The following is a 16,299-nucleotide window of genomic DNA, read 5'->3' as shown; positions in this document are numbered from 1 at the left end:
TAAGGGGGAATGAGAATGAACATACTACTTGTAAACGATGACGGTGTCACTGCTCCAGGTATACTGTGTGCCGCACGGTATTTAAGTAAGGAACACCATGTAATCGTGAGTGCCCCCGAATCTGAGCAAAGCGCAGTTGGACACGGCATAACACTTAGATTTCCATTATGGGCAAGGAAATTGGATATAAACGAACCATTTGAGATGTATGCAGTTTCAGGGACACCTGCTGACTGTGTGAAAATAGGTTTGGATGTGATTTATAAAGAAAAAGGAATTACCCCGGATGTTGTCATAAGCGGAATTAACCGAGGAGAAAACTTAGGAACTGATGTGGTTTATTCCGGAACAGTGAGTGGGGCTCTTGAAGGAGCGATTGCTGGTATACCTTCTATAGCTATTTCTGTAGCTGATTTTAAAGACCCCCTTTACGATACAGCAGCAAAGTTTCTTGTGAAATTTTTGAGAGAATTTGACCTAAAACTCATCCCTAAATTTACAGCTCTAAACATAAACGTTCCTTCGATACCTTACGAAGAAGTCAAGGGATGGAAGCTTACAAGACAGAGCAAACGCAGATACGAAGATTATTTCGAAAAGCGTATAGACCCTTCCGGGCGTGAGTATTACTGGATGCTTGGTGATATAATAGAGGATGACCCGGACCCTAAGGCAGATTATAAAGCGTTGCAAGAAGGGTACATATCTGTAACACCGATAACGATATTTATGACGAACGAAAAATTGCTTGAAGAACTGGAGGGAATTTACGGTGAAGGTCAGAATTTTAGGTGATCCTGTTTTGAGAAAAAAAGCACAACCTGTGACAGATTTTGCTCAAGTTCGTGCTATCTTGGAGGAATTCAAGATGACCATGTATGCAGAAGATGGTGTGGGGCTTGCTGCACCACAGGTAGGTATATCTCTCAGATTTTTCGGTATGGATGACGGAAGTGGATTTAAGATGATTGTTAATCCTGAGATTATAGAACACTCTGACGAGAAAGAACTCGGTGAAGAAGGTTGTTTGAGCATCCCTGGGGTCTTTGCCGATGTGTGGAGATATAAATGGGTGCGGGTGCGATACCAAGATGAGCATGGAGTGTATCATGAAGAACTTTTGGAAGGTTACCCTGCTCGTATATTCCAACATGAATATGACCATCTTGATGGTGTATTGTTTATCGACCATCTCGATACGAAAACGCGGACAGCACTCGCACAACAGTTGAAAAAGATAATGGAAGAAAGAAGAAAAGAAATGATGAAATAAAAAGAAATAATAAGAAAAATTAACTTTTCGACCTCTAATTGCACATTTTGGTTTTTTATGATATAATAACCCCAGGACCTTAGTTAGCTCGGGGGTGATGCAAATGGAGAAGAAAGTAGTTAAGAATTTTACACTGACTTACGAACTTGATATTCTCAACAAAAAGATTAAGCTGAACGGAAATCCTGAAGAAGATTTGAAAGACTTTTTAGCAAAACTCAAGGCTTCCGATGACATTATTGCTCAGATGCTTTACAAAGACATCGTTGATAACGCAATTACAGAAATGAGAGTTATGGCATGGTCAGGAATGGATATCAAGGGATGGTTAAAAGAAGTAGGAGTAGAGGTTCAGGAATGAGTTGGAACTTTTTAGGACAGGAACGAAATAGCAAATCACAAAACGTGCGGGCTAAAAGCCCGCATTTTTTCACACTTTTTATGTTTTTATCAGTTATGATATAATAGTTTCAGAGCACCGGGAGGTGATTTTTATGAGAAGGAGCGAAGGGAACACCGAAAAGGTGCAGCCAATTGTAGTGGCTTCATTTGTTTTAGGTGTGACTTTTGTTGTTGGTATGGCTGTCTTCGGTTACTTTTTCTATATTTCAAAATTACCACAAAAGACACTGTCCGTAACGGGAAGTGCAAGGGAACTGGTTGTTTCAGATATTGCGAGGTGGTCGTCAAGCTATTCGGTTAAAGTATCAGAACCCAAATTAAACCAGGGGTTTAGGTTGATGAAGGAATACGAAAAGAGGGTTTTGGAGGCTTTTAAAAAGTATGGCATAGCTGATGAAGAAATTTCATTATCGGCGATAAGTGTGACAGAGCTTTATATGGAACCGGGGCAGGCAACGGAAAGACAATACGTTTTAACACAGCATATCGATGTTCAAACAAGCGATGTCAGCGGTATAGCTGAAAAAGTTAAGAATATCACTCAAGAAATCTTAGACCTCGGTGTAGCATTTCAAGCAAACCCTGTAGAATACTACTATTCAAAGCTTGCTGAGAAACGTGTTCAACTGCTTTCAAGTGCTGTTAGAGATGCCAGAAGAAGGGCTGAAGAGATTGCGAAGAGTGGAGGCTTGAGAATAGGCAAGGTAATAAGTGCAAAAAGTGGAGTGGTTCAGGTGCTTGCGCCAAATAGTGTTGAGATTAGCGACTACGGAACTTATGATACATCTACGAAGGAAAAAGAAATAATGGTCACAGTTAATATCACGTTTGAGGCGAAATGATAATTTGAAAGTTGGAAAGCTTTCAGAAAAGGGGAGGTTAAGGCTTATGAGGGATTATATGGCTGAATATAGGAAGTGGCTTGAAAGTCCTTACGTTGATGAAAAGACAAAGGAAGAACTTAGAGCGATAGAGGGTAACGAAGAGGAGATAAAGGAGAGGTTCCTACTTGACTTGGAGTTTGGAACCGCAGGATTAAGGGGAAAGATAGGTGCTGGAACAAACCGTATGAACATATACACGGTTTCTCAGGCAACTCAAGGTCTTGCCGATTATATAAACAGCTGCGGAGAGGGATACGCAAAACGTGGAGTGGTAATTGCCTACGATGTGAGAAGGATGTCGAAAGAATTCGCAAGGATAACGGCACAAGTGTTGGCAGCGAATGGAATACAAGTTTACTTATTTGACGACATTAGACCAACACCGGTTCTTTCTTTTGCAGTTCGGTATCTTGGAACTGCTTCAGGTATTGTCATCACCGCAAGTCACAATCCTCCTGAATACAACGGATACAAGGTCTATTGGGAAAAAGGTTCACAGATTACCGATGATATAGCCAAACCTATTGAGGAGAATATAAAAAAGATAACGAATTTTGGTATGATAAAGAAGATAGATTTTGACGAGGCGATATCGAAAGGATTAATAAAGATAGTGGGTTCTGAAGTTGATAATGCTTATTTTGAAAAGGTACTTTCCTTGGCTCTTTGTGATGATATAGACAAAAATATATCCATTGTTTATACTCCACTTCATGGAACAGGTGGGCGATTCGTAAGGCATGTCCTTGATAAACGCGGGTTTACGAATTACTTTATCGTTCCTGAGCAAGAGAACCCAGATGGAGAGTTTCCAACAGTCGAATATCCAAATCCAGAGGACTTGAAGGCATTTAATCTTGCTCTTGAATATGCAAAAAAGAGAGATGCAGACATAATTCTTGCAACGGACCCAGATGCAGATAGGAATGCGGTTATGGTGAAACATAACGGGGAGTATATTGCGCTGAACGGTAACCAAACCGGAGCGTTGCTGATAGAATATCTGCTCTCTCAAAGAAAGAAAAAGGGGATACTCCCGAAAAACGGAATAATCATCAAATCCATAGTAACCGGCGACCTTGGTAAGCTCATCGCCAAGACATATGGTGTTGAGACATTTGAAACATTAACCGGATTCAAAAACATATGTGGGCTTGAAAATGAACTCGAAGGTAAGTATTCTTTCCAGTTCGGATATGAAGAGAGCATAGGGTATGTTACTGGAGATTTTGTTAGGGACAAAGACGGTGTGATGATGTCGATGATAATTTCAGAAATGGCTGCGTATTACAAAAAGCAAGGCAAAACTCTTATAGATGTTCTTGAGTTGCTGTACAAGACCTACGGTTACTATCTTGAAGACAACTTTTCTTTGGTGTACGAAGGGCTTAAAGGTATGGAAAAAATCAGACGCATCATGGAAGTCTTTAGAAGGAGGTATCCAAAAGAAATTGGAACGTTGGATTTGGTTAAATACATTGACTATTTGGAGCGAAAGGTGTACGATGCGAATGGAAACTTCATCGGGGAAGTTGAAAAGCATATCCCCGCTTCAAATGTACTTAGGTTCTTCCTCAGTGATGGTTCGTGGTATGCGATAAGACCATCTGGAACTGAGCCAAAATTGAAGGTGTATATCTATACAGTTGATAAAGTAAAAGAGGAAGCAAAAAAGAAACTTTCTGTAATGAAGGATGCTGTATTGAAAATCATAGCTGAGGCATAACAATTACTCTTGACAGGATTCAAAACATGGTGGTATAATATCCAACGGAGCCGGGGTGGCGGAATTGGCAGACGCAGCGGACTTAAAATCCGCTGGGAGTTAGACTCCCGTGTCGGTTCGACTCCGATCCCCGGCACCAGCTGGGTGTAATCGAATGAAGGCTAACATAGATAGACGTCGCGGGGTAGAGCAGTCTGGCAGCTCGTTGGGCTCATAACCCAAAGGTCGTGGGTTCAAATCCCACCCCCGCTACCAGAAAAGATCGGGCACAAAAAGTGCCCGGTTTTTTTTTCGCTCAAGAACGCCTATGCACTATTGATTGCCCGGAATATATAATGAGAATTTAGCGGCAAAGTTTTCGTATGAGGTTTCCGTTAACTGAACAACCTTAGTAGGATGGAATTTTAATCCTACACCATAGAAGAGCAGATACACTTTCCCCGCCTTCCCAACAGTTATAGTTGCGTTGGGGGGAACAATTATATCGTAATTCGTTTTTATCCGAGGCTCTTTGAAATAAAAGAATCTGTAGTTAGAGAGTCCAGGTTTTAACTCTCCGCTGAAGTATGTTTTTTCTTTGTCTTTTACTGTGAACCAGCTAGTTTCATTGCCGACCACGAACACCATAAAATAACCGGTTGTCGGATCATCGTTTAAGGCGACAAGTATCTTTTCGAAATCGTATCCAAAATCTCGCAGATAATTCGCCGCTGCAATGTATTTGTCAACCAGTGAGTTGGGTGCAAGGAGGTCCTTGAGCTTTTCGTTTTCTGCCTTCATTTCTGAGACTTTATTATTCACATACTCCTTCAGTTCGTTATATTGTTTTAGCAGTTGGGAGTAACGAACAAAGTTTCCAACGGAGAGAATTACAGATACAATAACGATTGTGAAGAACAGCATCCCAAAGAAAGAAGAAAAATCTTTGGTTTTTTTCTTCTTAGCGATAGGCATCCTTTACCACTCCTCAAAACTCAGAATTAAGTATCAAGTGCTTTCTACTCATTTGCTTCACATAACCTGGCGAGCCTTTTTAGACACAGCTCGGGCTTTAATCAAAAGTCCTACAAGTGCGGAGAACACCAACGTTGAAGTGCCTCCGTAACTTATAAATGGCAAAGGAATACCGGTCACTGGGAGTACTCCAAGATTCATCCCTACATTTTCGAACACGTGGAAAGCAAAGACAGAACACACACCAATTGCAACAAATTCCCAGAAGTCATCTTTATAACGTCCCACTTGGATTAAACCCGCCAGTAATATTGTAGCATATAACCCCAGCAAGATGAAACTGCCAACTATACCAAATTGCTCTGCAAAAGCCGAAAAGATGAAATCGGTGTGTTGCATAGGGACAATATGCATGTTTGTGCCTGTTCCCAATTCGTAGCCAGTTCCGAAAACCCCACCGTTGGCAATCACGGACCTCGACATTATAACGTTGTATGCACCTTCCTTAAAGTGTTCTTCGGGATTAAAGAGTGCGAGTATTCGCACACGTTGGTAGTCTTTAAGCAAAAAGAAAAAGGCAAATGGAATAAACGCTGTCGTAGTCCCAACGATTGTGAAAATATACTTTTTTTGCACGTCACTTGCGAGCAACATAGAGAACCAGATAAAACCAATTAGCAAGGTCATACCCAAATCTGGTTCTAAGAATATAAGCCCTGCTGGAAGAACGGATATTATTGACAATATCAACGCTTTGGTCTTGTGATGCTGTGAAAATATAGAAGCCAGCATCAAAACTACGGCAAATTTAAATATTTCAGAAGGTTGCAAATCAAAAGCTCCTATGTCAATCCATCGACGTGCACCGTACACAGTTTTTCCAAAAATAAGGACAACAACAAGCAACATCACCGAAATTACGTAAATATACTTTGCATATGATTTTATTCTTGTTTCTTTTTCGAATACTACGTAAAGCATAATTGCGATACCGAGGATGTTCCAAACGATTTGTTTGGTAAAGCGCGCCTGTTGGGGAGTGTCTTTAACGACACTCCTGAGTGTAAGTATACCAACAATCATTATCGCTAATACAACAAAGATAAGTAGGTAATCAAGTAGCGAGAATTCATTTTCCCTTATCTTGAAAAACTTGGAGTTGTATTTCAAAGTTTTCACCATCCCAAAATGGTTGTTTTTACTGCTCTATATTACCTTCCTGTACAGAATTTTGCTCTGCTGATAAGAGATATGAAGCAACCCGTTCCTCGAGTTTACAGTATTGGCATTTCTCCTCAGTTGTTGGGTATCCACATTTTGAACAAGCTTTAAGTTCTACTTCATGGATTTTAGTTAGCTGGTCTTTGAACTTCTCGAAATAACCGAACAGAAACCTATGCTTTACACCAGGTTGTTCAGATTCCAGTAGATTAAGATGCTTTTTGTACATAGAACTGGTAGCGCCTTTTGCAAACGGACATTTTTGTTCCATAAATGGTATATTGTTTAAAAACACATAAGCATAAGTTTCTCTCTCCGAGACGTAAATCAAAGGCTTAGCTTTTCTTACGAACTTTTCGTGGGTTTTTTCGAGGACAGGCCACTGCCTTGCCATGTAGTCGGTTTGCCAATTCATAATATTCCCAAAAAGGAATGTTGCCTCATCATCCATGTTATGCCCAGTTACTAAGACAGTGAAGCCATTCTCTACAGCGTATCTATTCATCCAATGGCGTCTTACGATTCCGCAAATACTACAAACAGGCCTTTTAACAATTTTGGCAATCTCGCCAGTGCCGAGACCTCCAAAGTATTGGGTAACATCGTGAATGTTTACTTTCACACCTGTTGCCTCTTCTAATTGTTTTACAACCCGTTGCGCAGCATTTGTATGTCTGCCCATTTTTAAGAACAAGCCTTCGACGTCGTAACCCAATCTTTTCAAAGCATACAGAACCGCGGAACTATCTTTTCCACTCGAAACTGCTACAAGGATTCTGTCTTTTTTGGTGAACATCTTGAAGTGTGAAATACCTTTTTGAACTCGATTTTCAAAAAACTCTATGAAGTGTTCTTTACAAAGGGCTATGTTATGTGCTCTTAGATGGATGACGGCTTGACTCGAGCATTTCTTGCACTTCACTCGCAAAATACCTCCTTTAAAGTAATGCTATGTTTGCCTTCGTTCATTTAATTATACCGAAAACCCCCGCTTTTGAATAGCGGGGGTTGTGAAGATAATGTGATTTTTAAATTGCTTTTATAGAAATTTTTCAGTTATATCGGAACGAGAAAACAGAATTAACGCCGTTGTAGTAATAGAAGATACCGATATAGTCACCTTTCTTTATGTTATCTACAACTTTGTTCCAATCATTGACATTTTTGATATCGTACGAATAACCGTTCACAGAAATTCGGTAGATAACAGCTCCTGTTTTAATGAAAGAATTTTTAGATTCTTTTACGATAACTCCTTTCAAGCCTGCAGGTATTCTGTACGTTGACCTATCGTCTGCAGTCAGGTTTGAAACTTTCAATCCGTAGAATTCTTTTGAGGTAGTTGTTGTTGAGCCATTCTGACTTGGCAGTGTTCCCAGTGTAACATCTAATGTGATTTCTTTACCTGCCCTATTGACAGTTACCTTTACTTTCGTTCCAGGTGTGTAATTTCTTACGAGAGATGTTAGTTCCTCAGCACTTTCTACAACAGTGCCGTTAAGTTTTACTATGACATCACCCTCTTTGATACCAGCTTTAGCGGCCGGCGAATCCTTTTCAACTTGAGATACATAGACACCTTTCGTTACCTTAAGTCCTAAACTCTTTGCAAGTGCTTCTGTGACTGTCTGGACATAAACGCCGAGGTATGCTTTTTCCACTCGTCCTGTTGCGATAATTTGATTAATGAAGCGTTTGGCTGTGTTAATTGGAATCGCAAAACCTATATTCATTGCCTGTGTTGGATTTATAATTGCGGTGTTAATTCCAATCACCTGACCGTAAATGTTGAGCAACGGACCGCCGCTGTTACCAGGGTTAATTGCTGCATCAGTTTGGATAAGGTTTGAGTAGTATCCAGAACCGTCAGGTTTTGGTATCTTTCTACCTGTTGCAGATATAACGCCAACCGTTACTGTGTGTTGGAAACCAAGAGGGTTACCAATTGCGATAGCCCATTCTCCGATTTGGAGTTTGTCGGAATCTCCCATTTCAAGAACTGGTAAATCCTTTGTTGGTTTGATTTTTAAAACGGCTAAGTCGAGCTCTTCATCTCCACCAATGTACTGAGCATCATAGACATCGCCATTCAACATGGTGACAGTTATCTTCTTTGCGCCCTTAACAACGTGATAATTTGTTACAATATAACCTTCTTTGCTAATGATGAATCCAGAACCCACGCTGTTTGATTCTTCAAACTGCATTGGTATATCTCCAAAAAACTGCCTGTAGAATTCTCTAATAAATGGGTCAATATACACTTCTGTTTGTACAACAACGTCTATCTTTACAACAGCTGGGGCAGCAACTTTAACAACGTTCACTATCGGACTTTGATAATCAGCGTTCACAATCGCCAGTGAAAGGACAGAAAGAAGCAATAAAAATCCCAAGGTTAGTTTTTTGATGTTGAAACTGTTCTTCATACAAAGCACCTCCTCTTTCAGTTTTTATTCTTTGACAAAAAGATTATATCACACGCTAGCTTAATTTTTCCTTAAAAATGAGGATTTAGACGAAATAGGTAAGCCAAGACATCCAACATTGCGGATTTTCAAGGTAAATCATTTTGATAAGGTTTTAAATAAGCTTTTCTTGTTTGGATTCCTTATTTTGTCTATTTTGGAAAGAAACCACAGTATTTACTTTTGTGAAGAAATATGATAAAATGTAAATGCAAAGTTACAAACTAGGAGGTGTTGTTAATGGTTATCAGACTAATCTTGGGCTCAGAAAACCCATTAATTGTGGACATCAAGGATGAAACGCCTATGCTTGTTATTTTACGTGATCTTTTCTATTCTGGAGACTGGCGTAACATGAGAAAAGATTTTGAGGAACATAAAGAAATTTACGAAGATATCAACAAGTTAGAACAGTTGGAAGAGAAAATAGCCTCGCTTAACGAAATTGTTTACGAACCGATAGTTTGGAGTGAAGTCGTAGAGTTTTTGGACAAGTATGGAATAACCCCGGAAAAGATTATGCATGGAACAGCCGATGGGTTGTATGAGCTTGCAATTGAATACGCTGACAAGAATCAAACAGAAATTGCTAAGGATATTCTCAAATTTGCAATAAAGCTCGATAAAAATTATGCCCCTGCATACGAGTTCTACGGTTCATTGTTACTTGAAGAAAACGATGTTGAAGGGGCTATTAAATACCTTACAAGGTCCATCGAACTTGATCCTTGGCTTGTCCAGTCTTATTCGATGATAGGAGAGGCTTATTATAATATTGGTGATTATGAGAAGGCTATCGAGTATTGGGAAAAAGAGATAAAGCTTTCACCAACCAATACGTTTACCTACTTCATGCTCGCTGATGCATACTCAAAAATGGGCAAGATAGATAAAGCTATAGAGGTTTTGGAAAGATTCAGAGAGACTTCCGAAAACAGCATTATCGCACTCTACGAGTTGGCAGAACTGTACAAAAGAATTGGAAACGAAGAAAAAGCAAGGGAATATGAAAGTTTAATTATGGAAATTGATCCAAGAAGTGATCCAAACGGTATAGAGATATGGGCGAAAGTGCACCTAAAGAAGGGAAATTACGAAAAGGTTATACAGATGATAGAGAACGTTGTGAAGAGCTCCCCAGAAGCAAGACATTTAAACTTGGTTTTGGCAGTTGCGTATGCAAAGACCAATCAGTATGAAAAGGCTCGAAAGATTATTGAAGATTTAAAAGAGGACGACTTTTGGTATCTTTACGGAAAACGCGAATTCTTTGATGAGTTACTTACACAGCCTGAGAAGGAACTATGTGGGATAAAGTAAGTTTGTTGTTTTGGTTTGTCATAGGAACAATCTTCGGGAGTTTTGCGAATGTTTTAATTTACAGACCAATAGCGGGGCTCAAATTGACTGAGCCCCGCTTTTCGATATGCCCAAATTGTCGCAAAAGCATTGCTTGGTACGATAATATACCTATTCTTAGTTTCATTTTGCTTCGAGGAAAATGTAGACATTGCGGGGCACAAATTTCCATAAGGTACCCTCTTGTGGAGTTAGGCTTTGGCGTATCTTTCCTTGTTAATCACATACTCTTCCCGATGGATGTTGCTTTGTTGACGGATGCAATTTTTGTAGCTTCTGTTCCTGCCATTTTTACAGATTTGAAACTCATGTTGTTACCTGACTACACGTGGATGACAACCCTTGCCTCAGCTTTTTTGATAAACATATTTCATTTTAGAACCTCCATGATTTTAGATATCTTTGGTGCTCTACTCTCGTTGGGAATACTGGCTGTACTGAAAATCAAGTATAGAGACGGCATAGGTGAAGGTGATTTGTTTTTGCTCCCAGTTTATTCTTTTGCAGTTGGCTTTTTATTTATGCCGTTACTTTTATTTAGTGCTTCATTTGGGGGCATAGTTTACTCGCTTTTAAGTAAAAACCGTGTTATACCATTCGGTCCGTTCATAATAATATTTGGTTACTCACTTCTTTTTGTGAGGCTCATTCTAATGGTTTAACCATCTGAGACTGTGTTGTTTAAGTTGGGCTTTGTGCTATAATATCTTCAGAACATTTCTTGTATATTCCCAGTGCTACCTGGGAATTTTGTGTTTTAACAATTGATACAGGAGGAGACGGAGTTGTGCGTGCATTTTTGGTGCTTATTTTCATTAGTATTGTATTTTTAATTTTTGTTTTCGTACAGCTTTTCCCATTGAAATATTACGATATCGTTGTCCAATATGCCGATGGTTTGGATCCACTTTTGGTAATTAGTGTAATACGGGCAGAAAGTAGCTTTAGACCAGGTGCACAATCTAATATGGGAGCATACGGACTCATGCAATTGATGCCGGAGACAGCAGAATGGATAAATAAAAAATTCAAGATGAACTTTGATTATACAACAATAGAGGGAAATATAGCTCTTGGTTGTAAATACTTGAATTACCTACTAAAAAAAGATGGAGATCTCAAGACGGCTTTGATTCACTACAATACTGGTCCGTATGCCCCTGATGACGTGAAATCGGATGCTGGTGAAAGATACGTAAGAAAAGTTTTAAGATTTTACCGAATTTATCGCTTACTTTACAGGAGATGAGAAGATGTTCGTGATAACGAGTAAAGAGATGAAGGAACTGGAGAAAAGAACAATAACGGATTTCGACATTAGTGAAGAGATTCTCATGGAAAGAGCTGGTATTTCCGTAGTGCAAGCTATTTGGAACGAGTATGGGGAATTTTCAAACAAAAGCTTTGTTATTATTTGCGGTTCTGGAAACAATGGTGGTGATGGGTATGTTGTTGCAAGGGATCTTCTTAACTACACCGAGGCTGTGAGAGTCATATCTGTGGGTCATCCTACTACTGAGGTCGCTAAAAAGAATTACGAGAGATATTTGAAACATGGGGGAATTGTGTATACTTACAGTGAGCTTGGATTGGAAGGAGCATCAAAGATTATTTCCGAAGCTGACATCGTTGTTGATGCCCTTTTTGGAACAGGTTTGAATAGGGAAATTAATGATGAAGAACTCACGAAATTGATAGAAGTGATGAACTTATATTCAAAATGCATAGTGTCTGTCGATATACCGTCAGGAGTTTGTGCAGATGATGGAAAAATAATGGGATGTGCCGTCCAGGCGGACTTAACTGTGACGTTTGGTTTACCGAAAGTCGGACACTTTTTATTCCCAGGGCGAGAACTGTGCGGAAAACTTAAAATCGCAAAGATAGGGATTCCCAGTTTGGATATGCTGACATGCGACATCAACAAAGAACTTATAACCACTGAGAAATTGCGACTTCCCAACAGACCTCGCTGGTCAAATAAAGGTACATATTCGCAGGTAATTATAATCGGAGGTTCGAACAAATATATAGGTGCCCCCGTTTTAAGTGCACTTTCTGCACTAAGAAGTGGAGCAAGCATGGTGAAAGTGGTTTCCGTTTCTAAGGTATGTCAATGCGCTATGAGTCATGACCCAGCACTGATATGTGTGAATATTGGCGAAGATTTCAACGTTGAAAAATTGGAAGATTTCATAGCGACCGTTAGCAAAGATGTTGTTTTTGTCGTTGGACCTGGTTGGGATACGCAGAATAGTGAAGAGAAACTATCTATAATTAAAAAGCTTTTGTTAACATCGAATACCTTGATAATAGACGCGGATGGCCTTAACGTTTTGTCACAGAACATCGACTTGTTAAGGGAAAAAAATTCTTCAAAGTCCGTGATTTTAACGCCGCATCCTGGTGAGTTCTCAAGACTGACAAAAAAATCCTTAGAGAAGGTCAAACAAAATTACGAACTGGTCCACGAATTCTCAAAAGAATATGGTGTGATAACTGTCTTGAAAGACGCAACATCGATAGTTTCAGACGGCAAAAAAATATACTTTAATATAACTGGTAACACTTCTCTTTCAAAAGCAGGAAGCGGGGATATACTTTCCGGATTACTTGCGGGGCTTATCTCTCAACACCTTGAGCCTGTTGAAGCGGTAAAAACAGGAGTGTATGTATTCGGTTTAGCGGGTGAAATGGTTCCTGTGGAAGGCATGAACAGTGCATTCAGCATTTTAAACTATATCCCAGAGGCTTTCAAAAGATTGAGAGAAAGCAAATAAGAAATTTGAATTTTGGAATAGGGGTGAACGGGTGTGGAGAAAAGAAACTCGGATTTCGGCAATGCTTTTGAAAAGAATTTTGATTCTGTTGAAAGATTTATAAGGTTCTTAATATCAAATAATGAACTGTCTCTTGCTAGAAACATATTGGAAGCACTTGGTAAGAAATACAACCATTTGTTGTTTGAACTTGAAGTAAAAGCTGGTAATTATGCAAGAGCCGTTGAGATATTCAATTTCATGCCAAGAGAACAGCAAGAGCTCTATATACACGTTGTTGAAAGCATAGAAAAAGATGTTAGCAAAGTTTCAGAGGCACTTGAAAGGATTCTCAAGGAGTTTAATGAAGAAAACTATCCAATAGTTATCGCTGAAATTCAAAAAATAAAGAAAGAGTTTCCCCAAGTTATAGAAATCATCGCTATGGAACTTTTAACGGCGTTGAAGCGTGGAGACAAAAAGAAAATACAGCTGTTGTCCGAAATACTCAGCCAGCTTGATAGGACACACCCTGTTCTCACCCAAGTTAAAAAACAAAAATCATTTGGCACGTTCCTTTTTCCTGCGTTGACGCTAGTTATCTTCATCGTGGTTTTGGTAAACTTAGTCGTGTCTTTTATGAACTTCACTAAATCTGGGGCTTTGCAACTTGGAAAATTGGAAAAGAGCATCTCCAATCTCCAAGGAAAAATAGAAGGATACACAAACGATATTACAAAGAAATACGAAGAACTGTCAAGAAATTTGGAAGTTGTGAAAACCAGCCTTGATTATATAAACAAAAAGCTAGAAAATCCAACCCAGGCTTCAAACGATTCTTTACCAAAAGCATTATCGGACCAACTATCTTTAGTAAACGAAAAATTGTCCGATGTTGAGAGGCAAATATCACAGCTTGCCAAAAACCTGAACAAAAGAGTTTCAATCGGTAACCCGGGTTCACAGACCACGATTGCGGAGTATGGTGATACAGCTTTAAAAGAGCTTAGCACGCAAATAAGAGCCCTGAAAGAAAGAATAGTTTCTCTCGAAGGAAAATTGGAAAGTATGAAAGCAACATCGTCGGCAAAAACTACTTCTTTGTCTTCCTCCGATGATTTTGGGAAAATCTATTCCGAGCTTTCTATTGTTAAAACGCGTTTGGGAAGGATAGAAGAAAGCGTAATGGAGATTGCAAAAGCGAAACTCGACGAAAGTATGAAAAACATCATGGCAAAGCTGACGGAAATTTCAGCGCAGATAAATCAGCTCAGTTTCTCATCGACAACTTCGTCAAAATCCACAAATGGTGAGTTGAACTCTTCTTCAGTGCTTGATTCAATTCAAAAACGGCTGGAAACACTTTCACAGTCTATAGGTATTCTTTATTCAGAAATGTTGCAGATTAAAGAACAGTGGGGAACTACTAATGAACAGAGCAGACAGGATAGCTCTGGAGGACAAGGTGTTGTGGGTGACGATAGAGTCCAGGAGCTAGAAAGGAAAATAGACAATGTTTTAGCGTCTTTGAAGGAACTTACAAACGAAGTTACTATTCAACGAAAAGAGTTCGAGAGTAAAGTTTCAAACTTAAAAGAAGAGACAACCTCCGTTAAAACTAACTTAGATGATGTCTCGAAACAGATAGTTGATTTGAAAAAAGAGCTAGAAGCACTAAAATCAAACGTCTCAAAAATATTGGAGATATTGTCCTCTACTCAAAAAGGTTCTGATTCTTCAGCTTTAAATGACGATAAAACTTCTGTTGCTTCTACAGGACTATCCAACTCGGAGAAAACCACAAAAACTTTTGAACAAGTTTCTGTGACTTCATTCGTGCCTACATATGCTTCGACAAGTTCTACTTCACAAAATCAGGAGGTTGTTGAGCAAAAGACAGTAAACTTGGCTCAGCAGAACGAAGTGGTTGAGCAGATTCTCAAACAGACGAAAGACTTAAGAGAGTTATTCTTGATAGGTCTAAGATTCTATGTGGAAGGGCAGTATGGAAATGCTATAGCGATTTTCTCTTACATAGAACCACGTATAGAAGACCTAGATATCTACTTTAAGGAAGACATGTACTACTACGAAATTCTTAGTTATATCGGATTAGGTCAAAGAGAACAAGCAACAAAGAAGTACGAAACATATAAGAAATTATATCCGTCAGGACAGTATACAAAAGAATTAAGTGCTTATTTCAAGTAATATAAGTGGTTCAAACAAAACAAGACAGATGAGGTGTAATTGTATGAAGGACATGGAAAAAGACTTGAATATAGAAAAAAACAGAATCTTTTCTAAAGAAGTGCGCCCGGCTTTGTTTGATTACTTACCTATAGATTGGTCATCCGTCTTTGGCAATACCAACGGAATTATCGTTGAAATCGGTTTCGGGAGCGGTGAGTATCTTCAATCTTACGCAATCAAGCATCCAGAAAAGAATTTTGTCGGATTCGAGGTTTCAATAACTTCTATGAAAAAGGCTCACAAGAGGGTGGAGAGTCTTGAGAATGTAAGATTGGTAATAACCGATGCAAGGTTTGGGCTCAGGGAATTTTTCGGACCGAAGAGCGTTGAAAAGGTAATTATGAACTTTCCAATTCCCTGGGACAAGAAATCACACGAAAGAAGACGGGTTATCGTTCCAGAGTTTTTTGAAACACTTTCGAATGTGCTTATCGACGGTGGAACTTTTGAGCTTGCAACAGATGTTGAATGGTATGCAAAACAAACTATGGAAACAGCAGAGGAAATGGGATTCGAAATTGTCGAATTTTTAAAGAATCCAGACAGAGAAATAAAAACGCGTTACGAGCAAAAATGGATAAAGTATGGCAGAAATATCTACTCGCTTGTGATAAGAAAGATTAAACACATAGAAATTGAAAGACTGATAGGAGGTAGGCATGAAATGCCTCATGCTAGAAGCGTCGTGGTCGAAGAAAAGCTACCATTACTTCACAATAAAGTGTTTAAGGAAGGCAGGAAAGTTGTGGTCGTCAAAGGTGTTTACAAATCAACGGGAAATGATGCTTACATAATAAAAGTAATTTCATCAGATGACGAATTCCAGCAACACTATTATTTGGTAGCTTATCCTGAAGAACAAGGTAGCAAAGAATGGATAATCAAGCTTGATAGTGCTTCGAATCCTTATAGAACGCCCGCTGTTAAATGGTCTGTATCGGTTCTGGCAGATTTTCTTTCGTCAAAAGATGAACAAAGCAAATAGCTTTGTATATTCTTA

At 39.2% G+C, this 16,299-nt stretch carries 15 protein-coding genes and 2 tRNA genes; 13 read left to right on the top strand and 4 right to left on the bottom strand.

From position 1 onward, the window contains the following. Positions 1-15 precede the first annotated feature (15 nt). The 7 genes from surE to JM64_RS09225 all read left to right on the top strand — a co-directional run bounded on the left by surE (position 16) and on the right by JM64_RS09225 (position 4,540). Entirely contained in the window at positions 16-795 is a 780-nt protein-coding gene (gene surE, locus JM64_RS09255) for a 5'/3'-nucleotidase SurE (RefSeq protein ID WP_064012361.1), read from the top strand. Then, positions 773-1,273, top strand: a complete 501-nt coding sequence (def, locus tag JM64_RS09250; RefSeq protein ID WP_064012360.1) for a peptide deformylase — start codon at positions 773-775, stop codon at positions 1,271-1,273. The genes surE and def overlap by 23 nt, the downstream gene beginning before the upstream one ends. A 103-nt stretch (positions 1,274-1,376) precedes the next feature. Continuing rightward, positions 1,377-1,634, top strand: a complete 258-nt coding sequence (locus JM64_RS09245) for a hypothetical protein (RefSeq protein ID WP_064012359.1) — start codon at positions 1,377-1,379, stop codon at positions 1,632-1,634. Between the two features lie 133 nt (positions 1,635-1,767). Further along, entirely contained in the window at positions 1,768-2,517 is a 750-nt protein-coding gene (locus JM64_RS09240) for an SIMPL domain-containing protein (RefSeq protein WP_064012358.1), read from the top strand. A 46-nt stretch (positions 2,518-2,563) separates the two neighbouring features. After that, positions 2,564-4,285 (top strand): phospho-sugar mutase, encoded by a 1,722-nt coding sequence (locus JM64_RS09235; protein WP_064012357.1) that lies wholly within the window; start codon positions 2,564-2,566, stop codon positions 4,283-4,285. Positions 4,286-4,334: 49 nt separating this feature from the next. Further along, positions 4,335-4,424, top strand: a tRNA-Leu gene (locus JM64_RS09230). 39 nt (positions 4,425-4,463) lie between these two features. Beyond that, positions 4,464-4,540, top strand: a tRNA-Met gene (locus JM64_RS09225). Between the two features lie 57 nt (positions 4,541-4,597). On the opposite strand, the gene JM64_RS09220 is transcribed toward JM64_RS09225, so the two are convergent. The 4 genes from JM64_RS09220 to JM64_RS09205 form a co-directional block, all read right to left on the bottom strand. Further along, a complete protein-coding gene (locus JM64_RS09220; RefSeq protein ID WP_064012356.1) occupies positions 4,598-5,239 on the bottom strand; it encodes a hypothetical protein in 642 nt (213 codons plus the stop codon). A gap of 57 nt (positions 5,240-5,296) precedes the next feature. Continuing rightward, positions 5,297-6,409 (bottom strand): rod shape-determining protein RodA, encoded by a 1,113-nt coding sequence (rodA, locus tag JM64_RS09215; RefSeq protein ID WP_231882380.1) that lies wholly within the window; start codon positions 6,407-6,409, stop codon positions 5,297-5,299. Between the two features lie 28 nt (positions 6,410-6,437). Next, the gene (locus JM64_RS09210) at positions 6,438-7,382 is read right to left on the bottom strand and encodes a TIGR00269 family protein (protein ID WP_064012355.1); all 945 of its coding nucleotides are present in this window, start codon (positions 7,380-7,382) and stop codon (positions 6,438-6,440) included. A 130-nt stretch (positions 7,383-7,512) separates the two neighbouring features. Continuing rightward, a complete protein-coding gene (locus tag JM64_RS09205) occupies positions 7,513-8,889 on the bottom strand; it encodes a Do family serine endopeptidase (protein ID WP_064012354.1) in 1,377 nt (458 codons plus the stop codon). A 279-nt stretch (positions 8,890-9,168) separates the two neighbouring features. On the opposite strand from JM64_RS09205, the gene JM64_RS09200 reads away from it, so the two are divergent. The 6 genes from JM64_RS09200 to trmB all read left to right on the top strand — a co-directional run bounded on the left by JM64_RS09200 (position 9,169) and on the right by trmB (position 16,284). After that, positions 9,169-10,248 carry a tetratricopeptide repeat protein gene (locus JM64_RS09200; protein ID WP_064012353.1) on the top strand — a complete coding sequence of 360 codons (1,080 nt, stop codon included), beginning with the start codon at positions 9,169-9,171 and terminating at the stop codon, positions 10,246-10,248. Continuing rightward, positions 10,233-10,949 (top strand): prepilin peptidase, encoded by a 717-nt coding sequence (locus JM64_RS09195; protein ID WP_064012352.1) that lies wholly within the window; start codon positions 10,233-10,235, stop codon positions 10,947-10,949. The genes JM64_RS09200 and JM64_RS09195 overlap by 16 nt, the downstream gene beginning before the upstream one ends. A 125-nt stretch (positions 10,950-11,074) precedes the next feature. After that, positions 11,075-11,536 (top strand): lytic transglycosylase domain-containing protein, encoded by a 462-nt coding sequence (locus JM64_RS09190; protein WP_064012351.1) that lies wholly within the window; start codon positions 11,075-11,077, stop codon positions 11,534-11,536. Positions 11,537-11,540: 4 nt separating this feature from the next. Beyond that, a complete protein-coding gene (locus JM64_RS09185) occupies positions 11,541-13,067 on the top strand; it encodes a bifunctional ADP-dependent NAD(P)H-hydrate dehydratase/NAD(P)H-hydrate epimerase (RefSeq protein ID WP_064012350.1) in 1,527 nt (508 codons plus the stop codon). 33 nt (positions 13,068-13,100) lie between these two features. After that, positions 13,101-15,257, top strand: a complete 2,157-nt coding sequence (locus JM64_RS09180; RefSeq protein WP_064012349.1) for a coiled-coil domain-containing protein — start codon at positions 13,101-13,103, stop codon at positions 15,255-15,257. A gap of 43 nt (positions 15,258-15,300) precedes the next feature. After that, on the top strand, positions 15,301-16,284 hold the full coding sequence (gene trmB, locus JM64_RS09175; protein WP_082868379.1) for a tRNA (guanosine(46)-N7)-methyltransferase TrmB: 984 nt from the start codon (positions 15,301-15,303) through the stop codon (positions 16,282-16,284). Positions 16,285-16,299 lie beyond the last annotated feature (15 nt).

The sequence above is a fragment of the Fervidobacterium pennivorans genome (assembly GCF_001644665.1).
GTDB lineage: Bacteria > Thermotogota > Thermotogae > Thermotogales > Fervidobacteriaceae > Fervidobacterium > Fervidobacterium ngatamarikiense.
The sequence above is the reverse complement of the archived record's forward strand: the minus strand, read 5'-3'. Positions and strand labels throughout refer to the sequence as shown.

Excerpts from the sequence above, each read along its gene's own strand:
- surE (WP_064012361.1), top strand. The coding sequence starts at position 16 with ATGAACATACTACTTGTAAACGATGACGGTGTCACTGCTCCAGGTATA.
- JM64_RS09245 (WP_064012359.1), top strand. The coding sequence starts at position 1,377 with ATGGAGAAGAAAGTAGTTAAGAATTTTACACTGACTTACGAACTTGAT.
- JM64_RS09240 (WP_064012358.1), top strand. The coding sequence starts at position 1,768 with ATGAGAAGGAGCGAAGGGAACACCGAAAAGGTGCAGCCAATTGTAGTG.
- JM64_RS09235 (WP_064012357.1), top strand. The coding sequence starts at position 2,564 with ATGAGGGATTATATGGCTGAATATAGGAAGTGGCTTGAAAGTCCTTAC.
- JM64_RS09220 (WP_064012356.1), bottom strand. The coding sequence starts at position 5,239 with ATGCCTATCGCTAAGAAGAAAAAAACCAAAGATTTTTCTTCTTTCTTT.
- JM64_RS09205 (WP_064012354.1), bottom strand. The coding sequence starts at position 8,889 with ATGAAGAACAGTTTCAACATCAAAAAACTAACCTTGGGATTTTTATTG.
- JM64_RS09200 (WP_064012353.1), top strand. The coding sequence starts at position 9,169 with ATGGTTATCAGACTAATCTTGGGCTCAGAAAACCCATTAATTGTGGAC.
- JM64_RS09195 (WP_064012352.1), top strand. The coding sequence starts at position 10,233 with ATGTGGGATAAAGTAAGTTTGTTGTTTTGGTTTGTCATAGGAACAATC.
- JM64_RS09185 (WP_064012350.1), top strand. The coding sequence starts at position 11,541 with ATGTTCGTGATAACGAGTAAAGAGATGAAGGAACTGGAGAAAAGAACA.
- trmB (WP_082868379.1), top strand. The coding sequence starts at position 15,301 with ATGAAGGACATGGAAAAAGACTTGAATATAGAAAAAAACAGAATCTTT.